Origin of the sequence: Kitasatospora sp. RG8 (assembly GCF_017813315.1) — a bacterium.
Classification (GTDB): domain Bacteria; phylum Actinomycetota; class Actinomycetes; order Streptomycetales; family Streptomycetaceae; genus Kitasatospora.
Genome location: NZ_JAGIYX010000014.1, coordinates 157,380 through 180,797, shown reverse-complemented (window position 1 = coordinate 180,797; position 23,418 = coordinate 157,380). Strand labels below are relative to the sequence as shown.

Here is a 23,418-nt window from a genome sequence, read left to right as displayed (position 1 = left end):
GACCCCGGCAACACGCCGGGAGGCGGGCGGCGCATCGCGTCCGGGCGGCCGCCGACGGATACTTCCAGTACCCGGGGCGGGACCGTGGGAGCCTCCGAGCAGCGAGGACGGATGCCATGCCGCAGAATCACGAGGACTACCTGGACGAGGTCTCCGAGACGGTGGAACCGGACGACGCGGCCGAGGAGGGCGACGAGTACGACGAGCTGGCCGAGCGCCGCGCCCTCGGCGCCGACCCGGCCACCGAGGTCGCCGACGTCGCGGAGCAGAGCCGGATCGTCCAGCTCGACGAGGACGAGTACCGGGAGTAGCGGCCCGCTGCGCCCGTCCGCGCCCGGACCGGGCCCACGCGCCCGGACCCGACTAGAGGGCGCCGCGCCGCTGGAGCCAGGTGAACGCCGCCCAGCCCGGCAGCACCGGCAGGACCAGGGTCAGCAGCCGGAAGAGCGCGACGGAGGCCAGCGCACCGCCCTCCTCCATCGACGCGGTGTGCTCCATCAGCGTCACCAGCGCGCTGTCCACGGCGCCGGCCCCGCCCGGGGTCGGCGCCGCGTTGCCGACCGCGTTGCCGATCAGGAAGACCACCGCCACCGAGGCGAAGGCCGGCTCCCGCCCGACCGCCCGGGCGCAGCAGTACAGGCACGCCACCAGGCAGAGCGAGACCAGCAACTGGCCGGCGATGCCCACGGCCAGCCGCTGCGGGCTGCGCAGCAGCTCCAGCAGCCGGGGCAGCACCTCGGAGGTCAGCGGCCGCAGCCGGGCGGTCAGCCAGCGCCGGGCCGGCGGCACGGCCGAGACCCCGGCCAGCAGCACCGCGGCCCCGGCCAGGCCGCCCACCACGGCCGGCAGGGCGTCCAGCTCGGAGCCGCCGGGTTCCAGCCCCAGCAGGTAGACGAAGGCGCCCAGCTGCAACAGGTGCAGCACCAGGCTGAAGAGCTGGCCGACGCCGACGCTGGACAGCGCCTGGGCGGTCGGGAGGCCGGCCCGCTGGAGGAAGCGGGTGTTCAGGGCCACCCCGCCGACGCCGCCGGGCGAGACCAGCTTCACGAAGGCGCCGGCGACCTGGGCGAGGACGGCGTGGCGGAAGTCGAGCCGCTCGGGGACGAAGCCGACGAAGCCCATCGCGGCCGTGAAGTGGCTGGCGGTCGCGGCGAGCAGGGCGAGCACCAGCCAGAGCGGGTCGGCGTCGGCGATGGTGGCGACCGGGTTCTGCTCGCTCGCGAACAGCTGGGGCAGCAGCAGCCACCCGGCCGCCACGCCGCCGCAGACGGCCATCAGGGTGCGGGGGCGCAGCCGCTCCAGCTTGACCGCCCGCACCGGCGCCTGCGGCCGGGGCCGGAGGACCTCGGCGCGGATGGCGTCGAGCAGTTCGACGGGCGGCGGCGGGGGAGCGGCGGCCCGGGCCGCCCTGCCCCCGGCCGAGGTCCTGCCCGGCGCCCCGGCCGGGGTCGCGGCCGGGGTCGCGGCGGCCCGCTGGGCGGCCGCGGCAACCTTGAGGGCGGTGCGGGTGGTACGGGCGAGGGCGATGGGCTGGAGCAGCGGGAGGGCGGCGCCGACGGCGTCCGGCCCGAGGACGGCCACCGCGCTGCGCACCGCCCGTTCGGCGCCGGTGCGCAGCGCGAGGGTGGTGAGCAGCTGGGCGATGTCGCACTGCAGGACCAGTTCGCTGGCCGCGATGTCGCCGTCCGCGAGGTCGACCAGGTGCACCGCGCCGGCCTCGTCCACCAGGATGGCGGAGGGGACCAGCGCGCGGTGCGAGATCTCCCGGCGCTGGAGCAGCGAGAGCTGGGTCCAGGCGTCGGTGAGGAGCGCGTCGGTCAGTTCGTCGTCGGCGAGCTGGTCCAGGGTGCGGCCGGGCAGGCGCTCGTAGGCGACCAGGGCGGTGTCGCGGCCGAGCTCGACGGTGGCGGCGATCCGGCGGGTGCGGACGCCGGCGGCGACGGCCGCGTACGAGACCAGGGCCTCGTGTTCCAGCCCGGTGCGCAGGGAGCGCAGGGCCCGGGGGTGCGGCGCGGTGCGCAGTCGTAGCCGGCGCCAGGCGCGCTGGACCAGCGCGGCGGTGACCGCCTGCCGGTCGAGCAGCTGCACGTCGAGGTCGGGGCGGCCGCCCTCCTGGCGCACCAGGTAGCGGTCGGGGCCGTCCGGGGCGGCGGCGACCGGGCGCAGGCCCGCCTCGCGCAGGCTGTGCAGGAGCAGGGCCGGCCGGGGCCGCGGGTCGGGGGTGCCGACGGCGTAGCGGGTGCCGTGGGCGGCGGTCCAGCCGATCAGCAGGCCGAGCAGCAGCGCGGTCGGGGTGGCGTACCCGGCGGCGAGTCCGGCGAGGCCGGAGGCGGTGAGGACGATCCGGGGCATCCGGCGTTCGCGGGCGCCGGAGGCGGTGAGGAAGGCGAGGACGGGGGCGAGGTAGCCGTAGACGGGTTCGGTGTGGGCGGGGCCGCCGCCGGGCAGCCGCTGGGTGAGCGCGTGGAGCAGCGAGGCGGGGGCGGCGCCGTCGACCCAGAGGTCGAGGGCGATCGAGAGCCCGTAGGCGAGGACGGCGGCGAGCAGCCCGTCGGAGAGGTGCTGGAGGGTGCGCCGGCGGTCGGGCGCGGACCCGAGCAGCCGGCGGGCCGCCGAGTACGCCGGGACGAGCAGCAGGGCCGCGGTGGAGAGTCCGCCGGCGAGGCCGGCCAGCGGGCGCGGGACCAGCCGGGCGGCCGCGGCGACGTCGGCGGCGATCCCGCCGGTGGTGGCGCGGGCGTAGTCGGCGAGCAGCAGGCAGAGGGCGATCGCGGCCAGGCCGGCGAGGCACCGGATCAGGGCGACCGGCTGGCGGATCCGGCCGGTGCCGGCCGCGCCGCGGGCGTCCGCGGTGCCCCCGGCGTGTTCGGGGGCGGCGGTTCGGGCGGCGTGTCCGGTGCCGTTGGTGCCCTCGGTGCTGGCGGCGTCGGCCGGAGCCGGGCTGTCCGGGACATCCGGTATGTCCGGTGATGTGCCGGGGTCGTCCTGCCCGGATATACCGCCTGCCCGGGCACCGCCGGTGTCGCTGTCTGTTCTCCCCGTTACAACCGCCACGGTTTGCATGCTCCCATGGCGCCCGCCCGGCCCGCCGGGGAACCCGCGCGGGCGTGCAGGCCCGGCCTCGGGCCTGCCGGGTCAGGCCTGCCGGGTCAGGCCTGCCGGGTCGGCAGGGCGACCAGGTGGCGCAGGTTGACGTGCCGCGGGCGGGTGACGGTGTAGCCGATCAGGTCGGCGATGTCGTCGGCGGTCAGCGCGGGGATCGCGGCGAACATCCCGCCGAGCTGCTCGCGCAGCACCGGGTTGTCGATGTGCCCGCCCAGCTCGGTGTCGGTCAGCCCGGGCTCGATCGCGCTGACCCGGACGTCGCGCGGGCCCAGCTCGGTGCGGAGCGCGGCGGAGAGCTGGGTGAGCGCGGCCTTGGTGGCGCCGTAGACGGCGTAGTCGGGGAAGACCACGTGCGAGGCGATCGAGGAGACGTTGACCAGGTCGGCGGTGCGGCCCTCGGCGGCGGCCGCGGTGAGGTCGGGGCTGAAGGCGCGGACGATCCGCAGCGCGCCGGTGAGGTTGGTGTCGATCATCCGGGTCCACTCGTCGACCCGGCCGTCGGCGAGGGGGTTGGGCAGCATCACGCCCGCGTTGTTGACCACGAGGTCGACCGGGCCGTACGCGTCGTGGACGGTCTTGGCCGCGGCGTCCACCGAGGCCTGGTCGGTGATGTCGGTGGTGACGGCGAGCGCCCGGCCGCCGGCGGCGGTGATCTCGGCGGCCAGCGCGTCCAGCCGCCCGGTGCGGCGGGCCAGCAGGGCGACGCGGGCGCCGTCGGCGGCGAGCAGGCGGGCGGTGGCCTCGCCCATGCCGCTGGCGGCTCCGGTGACGACGGCGGTGCGGGTGGCGAGGGCGGGGTAGCTCATCGGGTGCTCCTGAGGTGGCCGGTCGGGGCCGGGCGGGGCCGGCGGGGCTGACGGGGACAACCCTGCGCGCCCGGCGGCCGGCTACCCAGGGCTGCGCCCTTCCTGGGAAGGCGGAGCCTGGGAAAACGGAGCCTGGGAAAACCGGTACCACCCTGGCGCCGCCGCTCCCGGTCTACGCTGCCGGGCATGGAGAACACCGTGGGGGACTTCCTGCGATCGCGCCGTGCCCGCATCCGGCCCGAGGAGGTGGGCCTGCCCTCGCACGGCCGCCGCCGGGTGCAGGGACTGCGCCGCGAGGAGGTGGCCCAGCTCGCCGGGGTCAGCGTGGACTACTACGTCCGCCTTGAGCAGGGCCGGGGCGGCAGTGCCTCGGACGCGGTGCTGGACGCGGTGGCGCGGGTGCTGGGGCTGGACGACGTGGAGGCCGCGCACCTGCGCTCGCTGACCCGCCCGTCCAGGACGGCCGCCGTGCCGCGCGGCCGGCAGCAGGTACGGGAGGGCACCCGGCTTCTGCTGGACCTGATGCCCGGCGTGCCGGCCTTCGTGCTCGGGCGTCGGATGGACGTGCTCGCCTGGAACGCCCTCGGCAACGCGGTGGGCGGTTTCTCCGGGCGCCCCGTCGGTGAGGCCAACGCCGCCCGTCACACCTTCCTCGACCCGGCCGCCCGGGAGTACTACCCGCAGTGGGAGGCGGTGGCCGCGGAGACCGTCGCCTATCTGCGGCGGGACGCCGGCCAGTACCCGGACGACGCCAGGCTGGCCGCGCTGGTCGGCGAACTGTCGATGCGCAGCGAGGAGTTCCGGCGCCTGTGGGCGGACCACCAGGTGCGGCAGAAGACCCACGGGGTCAAGCTGATCCGCCACCCGCTGGTCGGCGAACTCGACTTCGGTTACGAGACGCTGGCCGTCAACGGCTCCGCCGACCAGATGCTCGTCGTCTTCACCGCCCAGCCCGGCTCGCCCACCGCGCAGAAGCTGGCCCTGCTGGCGAGCTGGACTGCCGAGGGCGCCCCGGCCGAGGGTGCCCCGACCGACGGTGCCCCGACCGACGGTGTTCCGGCCGACGGTGCTCCGGAGCGGGAGGCCCCGGCCGTCGCGGACTGACCCGGGGGCATGTCCGACCTGCGGGGCGTGTCTTGGCAGGTGGGCCGGGGCGGCCGTCACTACCCTGCGTGCATGAGCGCCTGCGAAGACCTCACCGCGGCACCCCTGGACATCGAGCCCCTCCCGCCGACGGACGGCTGCGCCGACTGCGTGGCCCAGGGGCGCCGGGACTGGGTGCACCTGCGGGTCTGCCTGGACTGCGGCCACATCGGCTGCTGCGACTTCTCGCCGCAGCGGCACGCCACCGCGCACTTCCACAACAGCTCCCACCCGGTGATCCGCTCGTACGAGCCGGGGGAGGACTGGCGCTGGTGCTACGTCCACGAGGTCATGGGCTGAGCGGCGTTCCGGGCCGCGCTCTCTGCGGCGCCGGAGCGGGCCAGGTGGCCGGGCGGCCGAGGTGTAGGGCGGCTAAAATCCGGACATAACGCCCGTGCGGCCCTCCCGGCCGACGCCTGTGCGGCCGGTGACCGCCGAAGGGAGGCCGACGATGACCAAGTTGATGCCGAGCAGCACGGCGAAGCTCCGCCGTGGCACCCAGGAGCTGCTGGAGCGCCGGGGCATGGCGATGAACCCCGGGCCGACGCCACCACGCCTGCGGACCAACGCCCCACCCGCAGCCGGCGGTGCGGCCGGCGGCGCCACCTTCCGGCACGGCGGCCGCGACGCCGAGGTGGCGGCCATGCACTCCGCCCCGGCGATGCACGCCGAACTGAAGGGCCACCGGCACCGCGGCGCGGAGAAGCACTCCGCGCACTGAGCCACTGCGCGCGCCGAGCCACTCCGCGCAATGAACGATTCCGCGCACCGAGTGGCGCCGCGCACCGAACCACTCCGCCGCACCCGACGGCTGCCCGGGTGGCGGCCCCGGGATCTCTCGGGGTCGGCTCCGGGCCGCCTGGGGGCCGTCCCGGATGGCCGCCGCGTCGTACTCCAACAGACTCGTTCCCGGAAAGAGCACGAACCGCCGGACGAGCCACAGTTGGAGACCAGCCCGATGAACACCGCTCAGCGCCAACGCCGTTGGACCACCCTCGCCGTCTCCGGCGCCCTGCTGGCCGCCGTCGCCGCCGGTGCCGCGACGCCGGCCCTGGCCGCCGACCGGGCGGCGGGCGGCGCGAGTTCGGCCGACGCCGCCGTCCGCCTGGCCGGGCCGCTCGACCGCGAGGCGCTGGCGAAGACGCTGGCCGGCCTGCCGGACGACGGCATCACCGGCGCGCTGGTCCGGGTCGACGGCAGGGGCGGCCGGTGGGCCGGCACGGCGGGTGACGTTCCGGCGGACGCCCGGTTCCGGATCGGCAGCATCTCCAAGGTCTTCACCGCCACCGTGGTGCTCCAGCTCGCCGCCGAGCGGAAGCTCGACCTGGACGGCACCGTCCAGCAGTACCTGCCCGGCCTCCTTCCGGCGTCCTACCCGCCGGTCACCGTCGGCCAGTTGCTCGACCACACCAGTGGTCTGCCGGGCGGCGGCGGCCTCACCTCCGGGGACGGCAGCGAGAGCTGGTTCGCCGCGCACAAGGCCGACTCCTGGACGCCCGCCCAGGTGGTCGCGGACGCCGTCAAGCAGCCGATGGGCTTCGCGCCGGGCACCGCGCAGCAGTACAACGGCATCAACACGTTCGTCGCCGGGATGGTGGTCGAGAAGGTCACCGGCCGCACCTTCGCCCAGGAGGTGCAGACCCGGATCGCCCGCCCGCTCGGCCTGCGCGACACCGTCGTCCCGGACCGCGACGACCTCACCCTGACCGGTCCGCACGCGAAGGTCTCCGTGGACGTCGGCGGCCAGGCGGGCCCCCGGCAGTTGGTGGACGTCACCGAGCAGAGCCCCTGGCCGTGGGCGGAGGGCGGCATGATCTCCTCCGCCGCCGACCTGGACCGGTTCATGACCGCGCTGCTCCGCGGCCGGCTGCTGCCGCCCGCCCAGCAGGCCGAGCTGTTCGACGTCCCGGACGTGCCCAACCACCGCAACAAGAACTGCGAGGTCGGCCCGACCGCCGGTCACGCCTGCTTCTCCAAGGGCCTGATGAGCGCCACCCTGCCCAACGGCGTCGTGGTGTGGGGCAAGACCGGCTCCCGCCCCGGCTACACCAGCGGTGTCTTCGCCACCAAGGACCTCAGCCGCAAGGTGGTCTACTCGGTCAACCCGACCAACGTCTCCGGCACCGAGTTCCCCAGGGTGTGGCAGATCGTGACCACCTCCTTCGGCTCCGGCCAGAAGTACGGCGACCAGCCGGAGTAGGGCCGTTGTCGGTGGGCTGCGGTACGTTCGTGCCGATCGCTGGTGGGTTTGGTGGACACGGGGGCGCGCGATGGCCGACCTGATGACGGAGGAGCCGGTCGAGCTCCAGCTGGAGCGGTACCGGACGGAGCTGACGGGCTACTGCTACCGCATGCTCGGCTCGGTCTTCGAGGCCGAGGACGCGGTGCAGGAGACGATGATCCGCGCCTGGCGCGGCCACCGGGGCTTCGAGGGCCGGGCCGCGCTGCGGTCCTGGCTGTACCGGATCGCCACCAACGTCTGCCTGGACGCGCTGAACGGCCGCAACGGCAGGGCCCGTCCGATGGACCTGGCGGGGCCGTCCACCGTGGCCACCGCGACCGACGCCCAACTGCCCGAGGTGACGTGGATCGGCCCGGCGCCGGACGGCCGGGTGGTGCCCGAGACGGGGGACCCGGCCGAGGTGGCCGCCCAGCGCGAGTCGGTGCGGCTGGCGTTCGTCGCCGCGCTCCAGCGGCTGGCGCCCCGGCAGCGGGCGGTGCTGATCCTGCGTGAGGTGCTGGGCTGGAAGGCGGCCGAGGTCGCCGAACTGCTGGGCGTCACCGTGGCGTCCGTGAACAGCGCGCTCCAGCGGGCGCGGGCGGTGCTCTCCACGGACGCCGCGGCGGTCCGCCCGGCGTCCGCGCTGGACGAGGACCACCAGGCGCTGCTCTCCCGCTACGTCTCGGCCTTCGAGGCGTACGACATGGACGGGCTGGCGGCGCTGCTGCACGAGGACGTCACGCTCAACATGCCGCCGTTCGAGCTGTGGCTGACCGGGCACGCCGACATCCGCGAGTGGATGCTCGGCCCGGGCCACGGCTGCCGGGGCTCGCGGCTGGTCCCGGTGGAGGCCAACGGCAGCCCGGCCTTCGGGCAGTACCGGCCGAGCCCGGCGGGCGGCCACGAGCCGTGGGCGCTGATCGTGCTGGAGGTGTCAGAGGGCCGGATCACCGGTCTCACCAACTTCCTCGACACCGATGTGCTCTTCCCGCTCTTCGGCCTTCCGCCCAGGCTGGACGCCGAGTAGCTCCGGCAGGCCGTCCTCCGCCACCGGCGGCAGCACACCGGCCAGCCCGCTGAACGCGAGCAGCTCCCGCAGGGGGCCGCTCGCGTTCTTCAGTTCCACCCGGACGCCGTGCCGGGTGGCGGCGAGCCGTAGTCGGGCGAGGGCGTCCACGACGGCCAGGTCGGCGCCGGGAAGTGCGGCGAGGTCGCAGGTCAGCGGTTGGTCCTGCGACGGGGGCAGGGGTGTCTCCTGGTTGGTGTTCACGGAGGTTGGACCGGAGCGCCGGGTCAGTCTCATCGGTCCGCCGGACGAAAGACCGTGGCGCGCCGTGCTCCGGCACGGGTGGCAGAGTGGGCGGCAGTTGCCCCAGCGTCGGAGGAGGACCGCCCGTGTCGGCAGAGCCGTTGAAGTCCGAGCGCTTGGAGTCCGAGCCGTCGGAGTCCGAGCCTTTGGAGTCCGGGCCGTCGGAGCCCGAGCCGTTGCGGTCCAGGGAGGAGTGGCTGGCGTCCCTGCCGCGGGTCTACGCGGCCGCCGGGTGCGTGCTGCGGGACGCGTCGGGCCGGATCCTGATCGTGAAGGCCGGCTACCGGGAGCACTGGCAGTTCCCGGGCGGCACGATCGACCTCGGGGAGGGGCCCGCCGAGTGCGCCGCGCGGGAGCTGACCGAAGAGACCGGGCTGGTCCGGCCGGCCGGCGACCTGCTGGCGATCTCCTGGACCCACCCCTCCGCCGAACTCGACCACCCGGCAGGGCACTTCCTCTTCGACTTCGGCACCGTCCCGGACGGCACCCCCGTGACCGTCCCGGCCGGTGAACTGGACGACTACCGCTGGGCCGGCGACGAGGAGGCGCTCGAACTCCTCGGCCCGGCAAGGTCCCTGCGGTTGCGGGCGGCCATGGAGGCGGCCGCCGACGGGCGGGTGCGGATCGTCACCACCCACGTGTCCGGCTTCTGACGCCGCCCTGGCCCCCGGGGTGTGCCGGGGGCCAGGGCGATGCGCTCACTCCTGGGTGTCGGCGCGCGCCGCGATGTACGCCGCGACGGCCTCCGCGGTGAAGGTCTCCGTCTCGGCCTTGTCCACGCCGAGGTCGGTGAGCGGGCCCGCGCCGTTCGCCTGCTCCAGCAGCGCGAGCAGGATGTGCTCGGTGCCGACGTAGTTGTGCCCGAGCTTGAGCGCCTCGCGGAAGGTCAGCTCCAGCACCTTCTTGCCCTCGGCGTCGTACGGGATCAGCCCGGGCGTCTCGTCGGCCGCGGCGGGCAGCGTGGGGGTGACCGCCTCCCGGACGGCGTCCGGGGTGATGCCCTGGGCGGCCAGGGCCTTGACGGCCAGGCCCTCCGGCTCGGCGAGCAGGCCGAGCAGGATGTGCCCGGTGCCGATCTCGGCGTTGCCGGCCCGGCGGGCCTCCTCCTGCGACTCCATCACCACGTGCCGTGCCCGGGGGGTGAAGCGGCTGAAGCCCTGGCTGGGGTCGAGGTCGGCGGGCGTGCCCGGGTCCTTGGGGACGAACCGCTTCTGGGCGGCCTGCTTGCTGACGCCCATGCTGCGGCCGATGTCGGTCCAGGAGGCGCCGGAGCGGCGGGCCTGGTCGACGAAGTGGCCGATCAGGTGGTCGGCGAGGTCGCCGAGGTGGTCGGCGGCGATGACCGCGTCGGAGAGCTGGTCGAGCGCGTCGCTGTGGACCTTCTTGATCGCGTCGATCAGGTCGTCGAGGCGCAGCGGAGTGGTCTTGGGAACAACGGGATTCTCCATGCGTCAACCGTAGGTTGTCGACCCGGGATCGTCAACCATCGGTTGACGATGTTCCGAGTTGTGGCGATCGGTTGTCCTTGGCGCCCGACGGGCCCGGTGTTCAGATGGTCAGCTTGAACCCGTCGTGACTGCGCGCGAAGCCGAGCGAGGCGTAGAAGCGGTGGGCCTCGGTGCGGCGCTTGTTGCTGGTCAGCTGGACCAGCGTGCAGCCGCGGTCACGAGCCCGCCCGACGGCCCGGGTCAGCAGCTCACGCCCGAGGCCGGCGCCCCGGCGGTCGGCGCGCACCCGGACGGCCTCGATCAGCGCGCGCTCCTCGCCGTGCCGGCCGAGCCCGGGGATGTAGGTGAGCTGGAGGCAGCCGAGCACCGTGCCGTCGCCCTCGTCCAGGACCATCAGCTCGTTGCGGGCGTCCGCGTCCACGTCGGCGAAGGCGCGGGCGTAGGCTTCGTCGACCCGCACGGTGGCGGGGTCGGTCACCCGGTCCTCGTCGGCGAGCAGGGCGATGACGGCGGGCAGGTCCTGGCGGGTGGCGGTACGGAAGATCACGCCCGGAGTCTGCCAGAGGCGGTCCGGCAGAGGCGGTCCGGCAGGGGCGGTGCGGCAGGGGTGCCGACGGCGGTGCCGGCAGGGTTATGAGGAGGGACGTGCGGATACTCACCGCGCCGGAGGCCGAGGTGCCCGGCGAACTCAAGCTCCAGGTGGCCGCGTTGCAGGACCAGGCCTGGCCGGGCCCGCCGGTGCCGTCCACCGCGCTGGTGCACGACCCGGTGCTGAGCCCGGTGTCGATGCTGCTGCTGGACGGCGACCGCGTGGTGGCCGCGCTCGACGTGCTCTCCAAGGAACTGGACCACGCCGGGCGGACGTTCGCGGCGAGCGGGCTGAGCGCCGTGGTCACCGACCGGGCGCGGCGCGGCCGCGGGTACGGGCGGAGGCTGGTGGCGGCCGCCCGCGCCGTCGTCGCGCAGGGCGGTGCGGACCTCGGCCTGTTCACCTGCGACCGCGGCCTCCGCGGGTTCTACGAGGGTGCGGGCTGGGAGCTGCTGCCGGGCGCGGTGCTGGTCGGCGGGACGGCCGAGGAGCCGTTCCCCAGTGACCAGGAGGGCTTCGACAAGGTCACCATGGCCGGCTTCTTCACCGACCGTGCCGCCCGGCACCGGCCGGACTTCGAGGGCCGCCGGATAGCGCTGCACCCGGGTGACATCGACCGGCTCTGGTGACCGGCGCGCGGCCCGTGTCCGGCGGTGCGGCCCGTGTCCGGCGGCGCGTCCGGCGACCGGCCACGGACCGGGCGGTCCGCTGCGCGCCGGGCGGCCCGCTACGCGTTGAGCAGCCGGGCGCGGACGGCGGCGAGGTCGGCCGGGTCGACGCCGGCGGCGAGCAGGTAGCCGGCCGGGTCGAAGCCGTCGAGCGTGGCGTACAGGGCGGCCTCCGCGGTGGTGCCGGCCTCGGCGAGCACCGCGTCGATCCGGAGGTGCTGGTCGGGCAGGCCGAGCATCCCGTACAGCGGGCGGACGTTGGGGGCGCTGAGCAGGTAGTCGGCGACGATCTCGGAGGGCTCGGCACCCGCGAGGGCGAGCAGCAGCAGGGCGGCGAGGCCGGTGCGGTCACGGCCGGCGCCGCAGTGCACGACCAGCCCGCCGGGCCGGGCGCCGGCGATCGTGGTGACCAGTTCGGCGGCGGCGTGCGCGCAGTGGTCCAGGTAGGGGCGGAGGGCGAGCGGGGTGCCGTCCAGCCTTCCGTACGTCTCCCACCAGGCGGGACCGGCCAGTTCGTCCAGCGGGACGCGGATCAGCTCGACGCCCTCGGGGAGGGGGAGGAGGGGCTTGTACTCCTCGATGTTGCGCAGGTCGACGACGGTGCGTATGCCGTGGTCGAGGAGGGTGTCCCAGCCCTCGGCGGTGAGGCGGTCCAGGTTGTCGGCCCGGACGATCGCGCGGTGGGAGGTCCGGCCGCCGCCGGTGGTGCGGATTCCGCCGAGGTCGCGGACGTTGAGGCAGCCGTCCCAGACCAGCGTGCGGTCGTCGGTGGTGGTCTGCGCGTGCGTCCGGCTCATCAGGTCCCCGTTTCTCACCGGGGGTCCGTTACCCCCTCGTTATCAAGGACTATCGGGGCGGTCGGATGGTTCCTCGGTTGTGTGACCTGGCGTCAGCAGCGCTCCGGCCGGGGCTTTCAGCAGGCGGTCGGCTCGGCGGCCTCGGCGCGGACCAGCTTCTCCATCGGCTCGGCGGCGGTCTGGCCGAGCAGCGAGCCGACGACGATCGCGCCCACCAGGAGGACGGTGGAGAGCCAGGCCATCGTCGACACCGGGAGGGTGAAGGCGCCGATCACGCGGGCCGTGCACTCGGTCAGCAGGGCGACGCCCCAGATCCCCGAGAGGAGGCGCTCGTAGCGGCGGAACGAGGCGGAGCGGGCCGCCCGGCCCTCGGCCAGCCGCTGCCAGGCGGCGGAACGGGCCCGGTCGCCCCTGGTCAGGAAGGGCATCACCATCGGCGACATCAGCGGCCGGCCGATCAGCGCGGAGACGAGGATCGCCAGCGCGAGGCTGCCGCTGAGCGCGCCGTCCTTGGCGAGCATCAGCCGGGCGTCGCCGGTGACGGTGGTGAGCGCCAGGCCGACGACGTTGACGCCGAGCATCATCGACGCCCACAGGTTGAGCCTGCGCTCGCGGAGCAGGCCGGCGACGGTCCGGGCGGCCGGGATCGCGCCGCTCCAGGCGAGGGCGGCGAACTCGCTCATGCCGAACGCGGAGTGCAGCAGGTAGTAGCCGGCCAGCGGGGCGGCGACGTCCAGGGCGAGCGGGCGGAGGCCGGCGGCGAGCGGGTTCGGCGCCTTGGCGGTGGCCGTGCCGTCGGCGGCCGCCGTGTCGTCGGTGCTCCTGGCGACCGTGGCGGGGGCGGGGGCGGGGGCGGGGGCGGGGGCGGTGACGGGGGCGCTGAGGGTCTGGCTCACGGTGGGTTCCTCCCCGGACTGGCTGCTCGGCCTGCGGGCCGTTGCCCGCGTCGTGCCTCCAGTTTCCTGGCCCGCCCCTCCGTCAGAGCAGTGCCGCCCGTTGCAGGATCCGCATGACAGTTGTCACGGTGCGCGTCGTGACGGGCCCCGCCTTCGTGCACAAGGACACGGTCTCGACGAGGGCGACCATGGTCAGGACCTGAGGGAGCGCATCCCTACTGACCTCGGCTGGGCCGGCAAGGCAACTGGAAAGGGCCCGGTGCGGCGTTCGAGTCGACGCACCGGGCCCCTGATCTGCGGGGTCAGTTGTTCTGGTAGAAGCCGAACATGTCGACGATCAGGTCACTGGTGCCGCCGGCCCCGTTCCAGAAATCGATGATGTTGTTGGCGCCCGTCGGCGCCTGGACCAGGTTGGGCACCGTCCCCCCGGCCGTCCAGTTCAGCGAGGAGACCGACGGCGGCGACAACGGCGCGAAGGTGTTCCCCGCGTACTGGGACAGGGTGTTCGGGTCGGGGGCGACGCTCAGGTGGCCGTCCGACGTGGTGTCGGTCATCGTCGCGTTCAGCGCGAACGCGGTGATGTTGGGCTGGCCCGACACCGGCATGTAGACGTAGCTCCAGGGGCCGACCGGGCCGTACTGCCACTTGGTGGTGTCACGGGTGTCCAGCAGGCGGGTCGGGGTGACCGGCAGGTAGGCGCTCCTGCCGGTGGGGCTGTAGTAGCCGACCACGTCCACGATCACGTCGGAGGAGGCCCCGCCTGCGTTCAGCACCTGGATCGTGCCGTCCGAACCGACGGGGACGACAACCGAGTTGGCGACCGTCTGCCCGGCCGTGAAGTTCAGGTTCGACGCGTTGGGCGCCTGCTGGCCGCCCGGGTAGACGGTCAGGTGACCGGCGGTGCCCGGGTTGGTCACGGTCACGTTCAGCGCCACCGCCGTGATGCCCGAGGCGGGCAGCTGACCGCCCGCCGCACCGGCGATCTGCACCGGCAACGCCTGCCCGGCACCCACCGGCGACTGCGGCGCACCCGTGCCGTACCGGGTGTCCACCAGACGCGAGGGCGAGACCGAGGTGTACCCGGCAGCCGCCGACCGCACGAAGTACCCGGTGATGTCCACCACCAGGTCCAGCGAAGGACCGGCGTTGACCAGATCCACGTACCCGCCGGTCCCGACCGGCGCCACCACCATGTTCGGAACCGTCTGCCCCGCCACGTAGTTGACGTTCGACGTGGTCGGCACCGCCGAACCGTCCCCGAACACCGTCACGTGCCCGGCACCGGTGGTGTCCGTCACCGTCACGTTCAGCACCGCGGCCGTCGCCCCCGCCGGAATGCCGTTCGCACCCGCCACCTGCACCCGGGTCGTCGAGTACCCCCCGACCTTCGGCGTCCCACTGCCGTCCCGACTGTCCAACAGACGCGTCGGACCGAACGCCACGTACTCCGAACCGGACGTGGTGACGGTGATGCTGTTGGTCGCCGCATTGCCGAACTGGTCGGTGACGGTGACCTTCGCCGTGTAGGTGCCGAGCTTCGGATAGGTGTGCGGGCTCTGCGGCGGGCTGTCCGGGCGGCCGGTGGCGTGGGTGGTGGTGCCGTCACCCCAGGCGATGTCATAGGTGAGCGTCTGCACGTCGCTGGTGACGTTGATGCCGACGTACACGCTGTAGGCGGTGTTGTCCGTGCCGGTCAGCGCCACGGCCAGGTTGGGGTTGGCGTCGAACTCCTCGGCCCCCCGGCTGGTGTGGGGACTGGTCCCGAAGAAGTCCGAGCCCAGCGCCCCGGGCGCGGCCGGGTTGGCCGAGTTGATCGCGGCGGAACCCACCTGGGGCTGGATGTCGACAACGGACGACTGGTTGGGCCTCAGGTAGGTCGAGGTCGCCTGCACGGTGTCGTTGGTGTCGTGGGCGCCCTGGGCCACAGCGGACTGGAAGCCGGCCAGGGTCGGGTACGTGGTGCCGGCCCAGCTGTAGGGCGCGGTGGCGTCGGTGCCGTAGACGTAGAAGTCGTTGTAGTCGGCCGTGGTGCCGGCGGCCGATCCGGGCGAGACGGTGACGTCCGCAGCCCAGGTCAGTCCGTATCCGGAGCAGTTGGACCGGTACGTGCCCATGTAGTCGGTGCTCGGGTTGGCGTCCTCGATGAGGTTGTTCTCGACGCTGACGCCGGACGAGGTGCCTTCGAGGTCGACCGCGGAGCCGCAGCCGCGCTGGATCGTGTTGCCGACGACGTTCAGGCCGTTCACGCCGGTCGCGGTGATGCCGGCGTCGGCCAGCACGTCTCCGGCGAGGGAGACGTTGGCCGCCCCGGAGGCGACGGTGATCGCCCGGGCCCCGGTCCGGGAGAAGCCGGTGTCGACATAGGTCCGACTCACGGTGACGTTGCTGGAGGCGCCGTCGATGGTGAGGGCGTCGGCTCCGGTGAAGTTGCTGGACGGGCTGACGAAGCTGGAGTCGATCGTCACCCCGGTGGACCCGACGACCTCGACCGCGGCGGCATTGCCCGAGGTCAGCATGAGGTTGCCGACCGTCACGTTGGAGACGTGGTCGAGCACGAGCGCGGGCTTGCCGCTGTTGGCGTTGCCCGCGCTGACCCAGGCCTGGGGACCGGTACCGACGATCGAGATGCCGGACGTCCGGACCGTCACGGACTCCGGGGAGGAGTACCCCGAGGACGACAGGACGTCGACGGTGTCACCGGGCCGCGCGGCGTTCACCGCGTCCTGCAGGAGGCAGTAGGGGCTGGCCTGGGTGCCCGCGCCGGACCCCTGGGTGCAGGGCGCCGCAGAGAACGCGGCGTACAGCGTCCGGCCGGTACCCGTGGTGACCGGACCGGACGTGGCCGGGGCGCCGGATGGCGCCGGTGGCACCGGTGTCAGCCGGACCGAGTTGCTCGCCGGGCTGGAGAATCCCGGAGTACTGGTCGGCGGGACGAACGGCATGTAGGCGGGGTGCGGCACGGCGTTCCCACCGGACGATCCGGCCGCGTGGACCATTCCCGGTGAGAGTGCGAGACCGGCCGCGAGAACCGCGGCCGACGCGACAAGACGGCGGTAGGACACTGGCCCCTCTGTCAGGTACGTGAAGCAAAGCAGGAGATGAGGCGGTCAGGTTACTGATCCCCGCCGGCAACCTGTCCGGGGCCCCACCCGCTGTCCTGGGGCGCTTGGCCGCGGCGGAGCAAAGCGGGCGCGGCACCGCCGATCGGCCGAAGGCCGAAGGCCGAAGTCCCACGGCCTGCTGAAGCAACGGCATGGCCGCCGAGGAGCCCGGGACGACTCCTGCCCGCTCCCCGGGGACGGCCCGCCGACACCCGGGAGGCGACTGCCGCGCGCTCCGCGGGGCGATGCCGCGCGCTCTCCGGGACGACTGCCGCGCGCTCTCCGGGACGACTGCCGCGCGCTCCGCGGGACCGGCCCGCGCGCTCCCCGGGACGACTCCCGCGCGCTCCGCGGGACCGGCCCGCCGGCGCTCCGGGACGGTGCCGGCCGGGCCGCCGGGGCCCCGCGGCGGGCCTCCGGTGACCCGGGCGACGCGGAAACGATCGCCCGGATGGCGCATGATGTGGCGGGTGCAGAGTGCAGAGCGCCCCGGAGCGGGCACCGACAGCCCCGTCGGCCGGCCCGGACCGGCACCGACGTCGGGCCCACCGCCCGGCCCCCCGTCCGCCCCACCCCCGGGGGCCGCCCCCGCCGACCTGTCGGCCGCGGTCCGGGCCGCGCAGGACGGGGACGAGGAGGCGTTCCGGCTGTTGTTCCGGAGTGTGCAGCCGGGCCTGCTCCGCTACCTCCGGGTACTGGTCGGCGGCCGCCCCGAGGACGCCCAGGACGCCGAGGACATCGCCTCCGAGGCCTGGCTGCAGATCGCCCGCGACCTGCGCACCTTCTCCGGGGACGGGGACGGCTTCCGCGGTTGGGCGGCCACCATCGCCCGCAACCGCGCGCTCGACCACCTGCGGGCCCGGCGCCGCCGCCCGGTCGCCGACCTGCCGTTCGAGTACCTGTCCGAGCTGGCCGCCGGGGACGACACGGCCGGCGCGGCGTTGGCCTCCGTCGGCACGGCGGACGCGCTGGCCCTGATCTCCCGGCTGCCCCGCGACCAGGCCGAGGCGGTGCTGCTGCGGGTGGTGATGGAGCTGGACGCGGAGAGCGCCGCGCGGGTGCTCGGCAAGAAGTCGGGCAGCGTGCGGATGGCCGCGCACCGGGGACTGCGCCGGCTGGCCAAGGTGCTGGAGCAGTCCTTCGCGGCGGGCGTGGGGATCCCGGCCCAGCCGCTTGCCGGGCCGTCCGGGCAGCCGGTCCGGCAGGCGGCTGGGGGCGGGGCGGGGCCGGTGGCCGGGCCCGCCGCCGGGCCGGTCGAGAGGGGCGGGAAAAAAAATTCTGCGCAGGGTGTGACAGAACGCCGGGCCGCGACGCTGAAGGACATGAGATGAGCACCAACCGATCCCGTCGGATCGACCGCGACACGGCCGAGCAGCTGCTCGGCGGTGCTGTGGGCGGACCGTCGGCCGGGCAGGACGCCTCGCTCACCGGACCGGAGGACGGCACCAGGGCACTCGCCCACGTGCTGGCCGCCGCAGCCGCCCCGGCGGTGGCGGGCGAACTGGCCGGGGAGGAGGCCGCCCTGGCCGCGTTCCGGGAGGCCCGTCTCGCGCCTGCTCCCGCTGTACCCGCCGCACCCGCACCCGTCCGGAGACGATCGATGGCAACCGCCGCCCTCGCCAGGGCCTTCAGCACGAAGGCCGCTGCCGTCGTGCTCGGGGCCACGGCGCTCGGCGGTGTGGCGGTCGCGGCCGGCACGGGCAACCTGCCGTCCGCGCTCGGCGGCTCCGGCGGGTCGGACCGCCCGCCGGTGGGCCCGGCCGTCGTCGGTACGTCCTCCGCCCCGGGGACGGGGTCCGGCGGCGCCTCGAAGGGCCGGCATCCCGCCGACGGCTCGTCGGCCTCCGGTCCGTCCACCGGTGGTCCCTCCTCCGGTGCCCCTTCCGCCGGCGGCGCGTCCGCCGGGGCGGGGAAGCCGTCGGCGCCCGGCGCCTCGCCCTCCGGGGACACCCGGGGCGGGCAGGCCCAGGCGGCGATGGTCGCCCTCTGCCGGGGGTTCACCGGCCGGACGGGCAAGGGCGAGCGCCCGCGCCTGCTGGTCGCGGACCCGCAGTTCGGCGCGCTGGTCGCGGCGGCCGGCGGTCCGGACAAGGTGGAGGACTACTGCGGGGAGGCACTCCGGCGCGCGGGCGACGACGACCGCCAGGGCGCCACCCCGCAGCCCCGCAGCAGCAACGACGGCGACGACACCGGTGGCAACACCGGCGGCAACGACGGCGGCAACGGGAAGGGAGCCGGTACCGGCGGAAAGGGCGGTGCGAGCACCCCGGCACTGCCCGCCGTCCCGACGCTCCCGGGCGCCAGCCCGAAGCCGGACCGCACCGACAAGCCGGTCGACGCCTCACCCAAGAGGTAACCCCAGAACTCCGGATGGGCGGCGAGCGAATCCCCCCGGGCCCGTCGCCCATCCGGACCGAACCACCCGCTCCACCCGGCAGTACCCGCTCCACCCGGCAGTACCCGCTCCACCCGGCAGTACCGCAGTACCGCAGTACCAGCACCACCCGCAGACTCCGGGTGGCCGGTCGGCTCCCCCGTGCCCACCGTCCGCCCGGCCGGCCCCGGCCGGACCGGCAGGCGCACCCCGGACGCGCCACCGGACCGGCCGGGACCGGGTCCGTGCGGCCCGCCCGCCCGCAGTCGGGCGGGCCGCACCCCGCACGACCAGACCAGACCTGGACCCGACCGTGACCGTCACCTGGTACGACCACGAGCCGGCGGCCGGGGATCCGCTGCCCGGTTCCCCGGCCGCCTTTTCTTCCGAAGAGGCCGCCGACGCCACCGTCCCCCCGGTGTTCGTGGACTCCTCCGGCCGCCGCCAGCGGCGGGTACGCAGGCTCGGCCTGCTGCTCGCCGTGCCGGCCGCCGGCTACCTGGCGCTGCTGGCCAGCACCGTGCTCGGCGGCCCGACCGTCAGCGCGCCGTTCCTGCCGCTGCCGCCCGGGCCGAGCGCCGCCGCGCCCGCACCGGCCGACCCGGAGCCCACCGCGGGGCCGACGATCACCGGCTCGCCCGGGCCGGACAGCGTGCAGCCCGGGACGGCGCGGCCGACGGCGGCCGACCACCGCGCCGGTGCCCCGGCGTCGGCCACCCCGCGGCCGTCCGCGCCCGCGTCGGCCCCCTCGGCCGGACCGTCCGCTCCGCCGGCCACCCCGTCGGCCAACCCCGGCGGGAACGGCAACGGGAACGGCAACGGCGGGTCCAATGCGACCCCCACCCCCGGCCACGGCCGCCCGACCGACGCACCCGGCAACTCCGGCAACGGGGGCGGCAAGCCCGGCAAGGCCACCCCGACGCCCTGACCCCGACGCCCTGACGCCCCGACGCCCTAACGCCCTGACCCCGACGCCTCGGCCGGACCCGCCCCGGCCGGACCCGCCGCGCCGGATCGACGCCCGTGCCACCCGCCGTCCCCGTGCTACCCGCCGTCCCCGTGCCACCCGCCGTCCCGGGCCCCGCCCCCGCGCCCGGCCCTCCCGAAAGCGCCCCCGTGAGCACCTCCCGCCGCCGAAGAACCGCCCGCCCGGCCCCGCGCGCCCGCCGCGGCCGCCGTGGCGTCGTCCGCCAGGGCCCGCTGCGCACCCACTGGCTGCTGCTGACCGCCCTGCTGCTCACCCTCGCCGCCACCCTGCTGATCCAGGGCTACACCCAGCACCTCTTCGACCACCGCCCGGACCAGGACGCCCGCCCGGCCGGCTCGGCGACCGTCCCCGAGGCGGTCCGCGACGGCGGCCCGGTGATCGACGCGGCCGGCCCGCAGCCCCGCAGCGCGGGCCCGAAGCCCGGCACGGTCGCGCTCACCTTCGACGACGGCCCGGACCCGCGCTGGACCCCGGAGGTCCTGGACACCCTGCGCCGCAACGGCGTGCACGCCACCTTCTTCGTGGTCGGCACCCAGGCCGCCGCCCACCCCGACCTGGTCCGCCGGATCGTCGCCGAGGGCCACCAGCTCGGCGTGCACACCTTCACCCACACCGACCTCGGCACCCAGCCCGCGTGGCGCCGCTCGCTGGAGCTGCGCGAGACCCAGCTGACCCTGGCCGGAGCGGCCGGGGTGACCACCTCGCTGCTGCGCCCGCCCTACTCGTCCACCGCCGACGCCCTGGACGACCCGGCCTGGTCCGCCGTCCAGCAGGCCGGCCGCGAGGGCTACCTCACCGTGCTCACCACCCGGGACAGCGAGGACTGGCGCCGTCCGGGCATCGAGTCCATCGTGAACACGGTCATCGGCGAGCCAGGCAACCGGCAGGGCCAGATCGTGCTGATGCACGACGCGGGCGGCGACCGCATGCAGACCGTCGCCGCACTGGACGGCCTGCTGCCCCAGATGAAGGGGATCGGCTTCCGCTTCACCACCGTCAGCGAGGCGGTCGGCCTGCCCGACCCGGTCCGTCCGGCCACCGGGACCGAGCACTGGCAGGGCCTCGCCCTGGTCCAGGTGCTGCGGACCGGCGACCTGACGCTGACCGTGCTGGGCTGGCTGCTCTACGCGGCGGGCGCGGTCAGCGTGGTGCGCGCGGTCGTCGTCCTGGCCGCCGCCCGCCGGCACCGGAAGCTGCGCCGGCGCTGGGCGTGGGGCCCGCCGGTCACCGAGCCGGTCAGCGTGATCGTGCCCGCGTACAACGAGTCGGCCGGCATCGAGGCCGCCGTCCGTTCGCTGCTCGCCTCCGACCACCCGGTCGAGGTCATCGTGGTGGACGACGGTTCCACCGACGGCACCGCCGACCTGGTGGAGTCGCTGAACCTGCCCTACCTGCGGGTGATCCGGCAGGCCAACGCGGGCAAGCCGGCCGCCCTCAACGCCGGCATCGCCGCCGCCCGCGCCGAGCTGCTGGTGATGGTCGACGGCGACACCGTCTTCGAGCCGGACGCCGTCCGGATGCTCGTGCAGCCCTTCGCCGACCCGGCGGTGGGCGCCGTCTCCGGCAACGCCAAGGTGGTCAACCGGGGCGGGCTGCTCGGCCGCTGGCAGCACATCGAGTACGTGGTCGGCTTCAACCTGGACCGCCGGCTCTTCGACCTGGGCGAGTGCATGCCCACCGTCCCGGGCGCGGTCGGCGCCTTCCGCCGTTCGGCCGTGCTCGCGGCCGGCGGCGTCGGCGACGAGACCCTCGCCGAGGACACCGACCTCACGATGGCCCTCTGCCGGGACGGCTGGCGGGTCGTGTACGAGGAACGCGCGAAGGCCTGGACGGAGGCGCCGGCCTCGCTCCCGGCCCTGTGGCGGCAGCGCTACCGCTGGTGCTACGGCACCCTCCAGGCGATGTGGAAGCACCGCGGCGCGCTGCGCCAGGGCGGGCAGGCGGGCAAGCTGGGCCGGCGCGGCCTCGGGTACCTGCTGCTGTTCCAGGTGCTGCTGCCGCTGCTCGCCCCGGTGGTGGACGTCTTCGCGCTCTACGGGCTGGCCTTCCTCGACCCGGTGCGGATCGTCGGTCTCTGGCTGGCGTTCCTGCTGCTCCAGCTGCTGATGGGCGTCTACGCGTTCCGGCTGGACGGCGAGCGGCTCGGCCCGCTGTGGAGCCTGCCCCTGCAGCAGTTCGTGTACCGGCAGCTGATGTACCTGGTGGTGATCCAGTCGGTGTTCACCGCGCTGGCCGGGTCCCGGCTGCGCTGGCAGCGGATGCAGCGGTACGGCAGCCTGCCGGTGCCGCTCCAGGACGGCCCGGCGGACGTTCGTCCGGAACCGGTGGGGGTCGGCGGCTATCGTGCACAGGTGCACGAGGCGGTCCGGGACCCCGGGCAGGGCACGTGAGGGGAGCTCCAAGTGATCGGTCGGGCGCTTAACGGGCGTTACGAACTCGTCGAGATGCTCGGCGTCGGCGGCATGGCCACCGTCTGGCGGGGCGTGGACCGCGTGCTGGGCCGCCAGGTGGCCGTCAAGGTCCTCAACGGGGGCCTCGCCGACGACCCGCGCTTCGCCGAGCGGTTCAGCCGTGAGGCGCAGCACGCCGCGATGCTGGTGCACCCGAGGATCGTCATGGTCTTCGACTCCGGTGTGGACCAGGGGTCGCCGTACATCGTCATGGAGTTGGTGAACGGGCGCTCGCTGGCGGCCCTGCTCGCCCAGCAGCCGGGCCTGCCGGTGGAGCGGGCGGTCGGCATCGCGGCGGCCGTGTGCGAGGCGCTGGCCGTCGCGCACGGCGCGGGCCTGGTGCACCGCGACATCAAGCCCGGCAACATCATGATCACGGACGACGGCGGGGTGAAGGTCGTCGACTTCGGCATCGCCCGGGCCGGCTCCTCCAGCAACCTCACCCAGACCGCCTCGGTGCTCGGCACGGCGGCGTACCTCTCGCCGGAGCAGGCCACGGCGTCCGAGCTGGACGGGCGCACCGACCTGTACGCGGTCGGCTGCGTGCTGACCGAGATGCTCACCGGCGCCACCCCGTTCACCGCCGAGTCGCCGGTGGCGATCGCGTACAAGCACGTCGGCGAGCAGCCGCTGCCGCCGTCGGCGAGACGGGCCGGGGTGCCGGCCGCGCTGGACGCGGTGGTGCTGCGGCTGCTCGCCAAGAACCCGGCCGACCGGCCGGCGGACGCGGCGGCGGCGCGGGCCGAGCTGCTCTCCTGCATACCGGGGCTGGTGGTCGGCGACCCGACGGGCGAGCTCCTCGGCGTCGCCCCGGCCGGCCAGGCCACCCAGGTCCTGCCGCCCGTGCCGGTCCAGGCGGCGCACCTCCACGCCTCGCCCGCCACCTCGGTGATGGCGCCCGTCCCGTCCGCGCCGCCCGGCTACGACGCGCCCGGCTACGACCCGCAGGCTTTCGACGAGCCCGTCCGGGAGAGCCGCCGCAAGCCGCTGGTCCTCGGCGCGCTCGGGCTGGTGGGGGTCGCGGGCGCCGCGATGCTGGCGCTCACCGCCTTCGACGACCCGGCCACCCCGTCCGCCGCCCCCGCCGCGCCCTCCGTCGCCAAGCCCGCCCAGACCACCCCGGCGGCCCCGGCACCCACCCCCACCGCGACCACCCCCGCGCCCACCGGCCCGGCCGCGATCCCCACGCCGTCGGCCAGTCCGGTCCCGCCGCACGGCCAGGCCGTGGCCGTCCAGCTGAACGCCCTGCGGCAGTCCGTCGCCCAGGCCCAGGTCACCAAGGAGCGCGACCGTCAGGTCGACCTGCTGCACACCCTCGACGACGCCTCCGCCCGCCTCAACGAGGGCCAGCCGGACGACGCGGCGCAGGAGTTGAAGAACGCCCAGAAGACCGTCCGGGACATGGCGAAGAAGCACGCCATCGACGCCCCGACGGCCGCGAACTGGAACACCCGCCTCAGCGTCCTGATCGCCTCCCTCAACGCCACGGCCGACCGCAACCAGAACGACTGAGCGGCCGCCCC

Annotated in this window: 21 protein-coding genes; 13 read left to right on the top strand and 8 right to left on the bottom strand. The window is 75.1% G+C overall.

The window, feature by feature from the left end:
* Positions 1–116: 116 nt before the first annotated feature.
* On the top strand, positions 117–311 hold the full coding sequence (locus tag J5Y04_RS21930) for a hypothetical protein (RefSeq protein WP_148644108.1): 195 nt from the start codon (positions 117–119) through the stop codon (positions 309–311).
* A 52-nt stretch (positions 312–363) separates the two neighbouring features.
* Here the strand turns inward: J5Y04_RS21930 and J5Y04_RS43585 are convergent, their stop codons facing one another.
* Both J5Y04_RS43585 and J5Y04_RS21920 read right to left on the bottom strand, forming a co-directional pair.
* Positions 364–3,054, bottom strand: a complete 2,691-nt coding sequence (locus J5Y04_RS43585) for a lysylphosphatidylglycerol synthase transmembrane domain-containing protein (RefSeq protein WP_209413776.1) — start codon at positions 3,052–3,054, stop codon at positions 364–366.
* Positions 3,055–3,149: 95 nt separating this feature from the next.
* Positions 3,150–3,911: an SDR family oxidoreductase gene (locus J5Y04_RS21920; protein ID WP_209413775.1), complete on the bottom strand. Its 762-nt coding sequence runs from the start codon at positions 3,909–3,911 to the stop codon at positions 3,150–3,152.
* A gap of 186 nt (positions 3,912–4,097) precedes the next feature.
* Between J5Y04_RS21920 and J5Y04_RS21915 the strand changes: the two genes are divergently transcribed.
* From J5Y04_RS21915 to J5Y04_RS21895, 5 genes are all read left to right on the top strand, one after another.
* Positions 4,098–5,015, top strand: coding sequence for a helix-turn-helix transcriptional regulator (locus J5Y04_RS21915; RefSeq protein WP_209413774.1), 918 nt, complete (start codon positions 4,098–4,100; stop codon positions 5,013–5,015).
* 72 nt (positions 5,016–5,087) lie between these two features.
* Entirely contained in the window at positions 5,088–5,354 is a 267-nt protein-coding gene (locus tag J5Y04_RS21910) for a UBP-type zinc finger domain-containing protein (RefSeq protein ID WP_148644112.1), read from the top strand.
* 151 nt (positions 5,355–5,505) lie between these two features.
* Positions 5,506–5,775: a hypothetical protein gene (locus tag J5Y04_RS21905; protein WP_209413773.1), complete on the top strand. Its 270-nt coding sequence runs from the start codon at positions 5,506–5,508 to the stop codon at positions 5,773–5,775.
* Between the two features lie 237 nt (positions 5,776–6,012).
* Positions 6,013–7,254, top strand: coding sequence for a serine hydrolase (locus tag J5Y04_RS21900; RefSeq protein ID WP_209413772.1), 1,242 nt, complete (start codon positions 6,013–6,015; stop codon positions 7,252–7,254).
* 70 nt (positions 7,255–7,324) lie between these two features.
* The gene (locus J5Y04_RS21895) at positions 7,325–8,302 is read left to right on the top strand and encodes a sigma-70 family RNA polymerase sigma factor (RefSeq protein ID WP_209413771.1); all 978 of its coding nucleotides are present in this window, start codon (positions 7,325–7,327) and stop codon (positions 8,300–8,302) included.
* Here the strand turns inward: J5Y04_RS21895 and J5Y04_RS21890 are convergent.
* Complete coding sequence (locus J5Y04_RS21890; RefSeq protein ID WP_209413770.1) at positions 8,210–8,545, bottom strand: STAS domain-containing protein; 336 nt, start codon at positions 8,543–8,545, stop codon at positions 8,210–8,212. The genes J5Y04_RS21895 and J5Y04_RS21890 overlap by 93 nt on opposite strands.
* A 125-nt stretch (positions 8,546–8,670) precedes the next feature.
* On the opposite strand from J5Y04_RS21890, the gene J5Y04_RS21885 reads away from it, so the two are divergent.
* Positions 8,671–9,237 (top strand): NUDIX hydrolase, encoded by a 567-nt coding sequence (locus J5Y04_RS21885; protein ID WP_209413769.1) that lies wholly within the window; start codon positions 8,671–8,673, stop codon positions 9,235–9,237.
* 45 nt (positions 9,238–9,282) lie between these two features.
* On the opposite strand, the gene J5Y04_RS21880 is transcribed toward J5Y04_RS21885, so the two are convergent.
* Positions 9,283–10,032 (bottom strand): Clp protease N-terminal domain-containing protein, encoded by a 750-nt coding sequence (locus tag J5Y04_RS21880; protein ID WP_209413768.1) that lies wholly within the window; start codon positions 10,030–10,032, stop codon positions 9,283–9,285.
* Between the two features lie 100 nt (positions 10,033–10,132).
* Entirely contained in the window at positions 10,133–10,579 is a 447-nt protein-coding gene (locus J5Y04_RS21875; protein ID WP_209413767.1) for a GNAT family N-acetyltransferase, read from the bottom strand.
* Positions 10,580–10,677: 98 nt separating this feature from the next.
* Here J5Y04_RS21875 and J5Y04_RS21870 point away from each other — a divergent pair, with 98 nt between their 5' ends.
* Complete coding sequence (locus tag J5Y04_RS21870) at positions 10,678–11,250, top strand: GNAT family N-acetyltransferase (protein WP_209413766.1); 573 nt, start codon at positions 10,678–10,680, stop codon at positions 11,248–11,250.
* 98 nt (positions 11,251–11,348) lie between these two features.
* On the opposite strand, the gene J5Y04_RS21865 is transcribed toward J5Y04_RS21870, so the two are convergent.
* From J5Y04_RS21865 to J5Y04_RS21855, 3 genes are all read right to left on the bottom strand, one after another.
* Positions 11,349–12,086: a tyrosine-protein phosphatase gene (locus J5Y04_RS21865; protein WP_209413765.1), complete on the bottom strand. Its 738-nt coding sequence runs from the start codon at positions 12,084–12,086 to the stop codon at positions 11,349–11,351.
* Between the two features lie 116 nt (positions 12,087–12,202).
* On the bottom strand, positions 12,203–12,982 hold the full coding sequence (locus J5Y04_RS21860) for a VC0807 family protein (RefSeq protein ID WP_209413764.1): 780 nt from the start codon (positions 12,980–12,982) through the stop codon (positions 12,203–12,205).
* A gap of 302 nt (positions 12,983–13,284) precedes the next feature.
* On the bottom strand, positions 13,285–15,978 hold the full coding sequence (locus tag J5Y04_RS21855; protein WP_209413763.1) for a right-handed parallel beta-helix repeat-containing protein: 2,694 nt from the start codon (positions 15,976–15,978) through the stop codon (positions 13,285–13,287).
* 566 nt (positions 15,979–16,544) lie between these two features.
* Here J5Y04_RS21855 and J5Y04_RS21850 point away from each other — a divergent pair.
* From J5Y04_RS21850 to J5Y04_RS21830, 5 genes are all read left to right on the top strand, one after another.
* Positions 16,545–17,414 (top strand): RNA polymerase sigma factor, encoded by an 870-nt coding sequence (locus J5Y04_RS21850; protein WP_245205198.1) that lies wholly within the window; start codon positions 16,545–16,547, stop codon positions 17,412–17,414.
* Positions 17,411–18,439, top strand: coding sequence for a hypothetical protein (locus J5Y04_RS21845; protein ID WP_209413761.1), 1,029 nt, complete (start codon positions 17,411–17,413; stop codon positions 18,437–18,439). The genes J5Y04_RS21850 and J5Y04_RS21845 overlap by 4 nt, the downstream gene beginning before the upstream one ends.
* Before the next feature lie 331 nt (positions 18,440–18,770).
* Positions 18,771–19,385: a hypothetical protein gene (locus J5Y04_RS21840; RefSeq protein WP_209413760.1), complete on the top strand. Its 615-nt coding sequence runs from the start codon at positions 18,771–18,773 to the stop codon at positions 19,383–19,385.
* 188 nt (positions 19,386–19,573) lie between these two features.
* Entirely contained in the window at positions 19,574–21,835 is a 2,262-nt protein-coding gene (locus tag J5Y04_RS21835; RefSeq protein ID WP_307853234.1) for a bifunctional polysaccharide deacetylase/glycosyltransferase family 2 protein, read from the top strand.
* Between the two features lie 12 nt (positions 21,836–21,847).
* Entirely contained in the window at positions 21,848–23,407 is a 1,560-nt protein-coding gene (locus J5Y04_RS21830) for a protein kinase (protein ID WP_209413759.1), read from the top strand.
* The last annotated feature ends 11 nt before the right edge of the window (positions 23,408–23,418 follow it).

Coding starts and splice junctions, on each gene's coding strand:
- J5Y04_RS21930 (WP_148644108.1), top strand. CDS start 117: ATGCCGCAGAATCACGAGGACTACCTGGACGAGGTCTCCGAGACGGTG.
- J5Y04_RS21920 (WP_209413775.1), bottom strand. CDS start 3,911: ATGAGCTACCCCGCCCTCGCCACCCGCACCGCCGTCGTCACCGGAGCC.
- J5Y04_RS21880 (WP_209413768.1), bottom strand. CDS start 10,032: ATGGAGAATCCCGTTGTTCCCAAGACCACTCCGCTGCGCCTCGACGAC.
- J5Y04_RS21850 (WP_245205198.1), top strand. CDS start 16,545: ATGTGGCGGGTGCAGAGTGCAGAGCGCCCCGGAGCGGGCACCGACAGC.
- J5Y04_RS21910 (WP_148644112.1), top strand. CDS start 5,088: ATGAGCGCCTGCGAAGACCTCACCGCGGCACCCCTGGACATCGAGCCC.
- J5Y04_RS21905 (WP_209413773.1), top strand. CDS start 5,506: ATGACCAAGTTGATGCCGAGCAGCACGGCGAAGCTCCGCCGTGGCACC.
- J5Y04_RS21895 (WP_209413771.1), top strand. CDS start 7,325: ATGGCCGACCTGATGACGGAGGAGCCGGTCGAGCTCCAGCTGGAGCGG.
- J5Y04_RS21915 (WP_209413774.1), top strand. CDS start 4,098: ATGGAGAACACCGTGGGGGACTTCCTGCGATCGCGCCGTGCCCGCATC.
- J5Y04_RS21865 (WP_209413765.1), bottom strand. CDS start 12,086: ATGAGCCGGACGCACGCGCAGACCACCACCGACGACCGCACGCTGGTC.
- J5Y04_RS21845 (WP_209413761.1), top strand. CDS start 17,411: ATGAGCACCAACCGATCCCGTCGGATCGACCGCGACACGGCCGAGCAG.
- J5Y04_RS21855 (WP_209413763.1), bottom strand. CDS start 15,978: ATGGTCCACGCGGCCGGATCGTCCGGTGGGAACGCCGTGCCGCACCCC.
- J5Y04_RS21900 (WP_209413772.1), top strand. CDS start 6,013: ATGAACACCGCTCAGCGCCAACGCCGTTGGACCACCCTCGCCGTCTCC.